This is a genomic window from Rhodococcus sp. LB1 (assembly GCF_001583455.1).
Classification (GTDB): Bacteria; Actinomycetota; Actinomycetes; order Mycobacteriales; family Mycobacteriaceae; genus Rhodococcus_F; species Rhodococcus_F opacus.
Genome location: NZ_LTCZ01000244.1, coordinates 1 through 1,315 on the forward strand (window position 1 = coordinate 1; position 1,315 = coordinate 1,315).

At 68.4% G+C, this 1,315-nt stretch carries 2 protein-coding genes and 1 pseudogene; 2 read left to right on the top strand and 1 reads right to left on the bottom strand.

The features are described from left to right. Positions 1-583, top strand: a 583-nt coding sequence (locus AZG88_RS27770) for an IS5 family transposase (protein ID WP_061699744.1), incomplete at its 5' end; no start/stop codon positions are given. On the opposite strand, the pseudogene AZG88_RS50660 reads toward AZG88_RS27770, so the two are convergent. Then, positions 567-1,184, bottom strand: a pseudogene (locus AZG88_RS50660) (alpha/beta fold hydrolase); the annotation flags it as partial. The gene AZG88_RS27770 and the pseudogene AZG88_RS50660 overlap by 17 nt on opposite strands. On the opposite strand from AZG88_RS50660, the gene AZG88_RS54290 reads away from it, so the two are divergent. Continuing rightward, positions 1,107-1,315: hypothetical protein (locus tag AZG88_RS54290; RefSeq protein ID WP_231914227.1), on the top strand; the 209-nt coding region annotated here is incomplete at its 3' end. The pseudogene AZG88_RS50660 and the gene AZG88_RS54290 sit on opposite strands and share 78 nt — an antisense overlap.

Below are 1,315 nucleotides of genomic sequence, written 5' to 3' on the forward strand. Positions count from 1 at the left end.
CCGCTGGGTCCGGGCAGGAGTGTGGCAGCGGATTCACGACGCGCTGCGCGATCGGGTGCGGGTCCAGGGCGGCCGACACCCGCTGCCGTCCGCGGCGATCGTCGACTCCCAATCGGTGCAGGGCGCCGACACCGTGCCCCGGTCGAGTCGAGGATACGATGCGGGCAAGAAAACGAATGGGCGCAAACGGCACATCGCTGTGGACTCGAGCGGGCTGTTGTTGGCGGTCGTGGTGACGATGGCCGGGATTCAGGACCGCGATGGCGCGTTCCGGCTGCTGGCCGCGCTGCGCGCCCAGTTCTCGACGATCAGCCTGGTGTGGGCGGACGGCGGCTATGCCGGACGGCTGATCGACTGGTCGAAACGAGTTGTGTCACTGATGGTTCAGGTCGTCAAGCGCACCGACGATGTCAAAGGGTTCAGGGTTCTTCCCCGTCGGTGGGTGGTCGAGCGGACCTTCGCGTGGATCTGTAAACACCGGCGTTGCGTCCGCGACTACGAGACGCGGCCCGACCATCACGAAGCGATGGTCTACATCGCCATGATCGCGACCATGTCACGCCGACTCGCCCGCACGGCGTGACCCATCCCGGAGTTTTCAGATGCACTCTGAGACGCAGGTTCTTTCGTAACCCGTCGCTGCGGCGACGGCGGGGTGGCGTGCCGCGGAAGGCGTCGATGGCCGCGGACGCGTCGTCGAGCGAGGCGAACCCGTTGGGCGCCGCGCCCAGGAAGTCACGGACCCTCCGCTGGCCGGTGCGGTCGATCCGATGCGTGATGTCGACCAGCACCAACCCGGCGAGGGAACGGGGGCGTTCGCCCGCGACGACGATGCCCGTTCGGCCGCCCAGTGAGGCTCCTACGACGACGACACGGCCGCCGAGGTCCGCGAGAACCGCCTCGAGGTCGGCCGCGAAAAGCTCGGCCGAGTATTCGGGTGCCCATTCGCTGTCTCCGTGCCCGCGCGCGTCGAAAGTGACCGCGCGCCAGCCACCCTCGGCCAGTCGCGCCGCCGTGCGATCCCACGAGTGCCTGGTCTGGCCGCCGCCGTGGAGGAGAAGAACGGTCCCCTCTGTCGAATCGGTCGGCCGATCGTCCGTCTCCCATTGATCACCGACAAGACGGACCCCACCGGATCCTGTGAACTCGACGGGGATCGGCCGGGCTGTGGTCTGGGCGTCCATCAGCTCTCTTTCTCGTCATCGGCCGCCGGCCCGGTGGGGGCCGGCGGCCGGAGGGAATCAGACTTTCAGCAGGGCTGCGAAGTCGGAGGCGGGCTGGTCGGGGTCGCCGTGCTGGATGGTGTGGAGGAGGG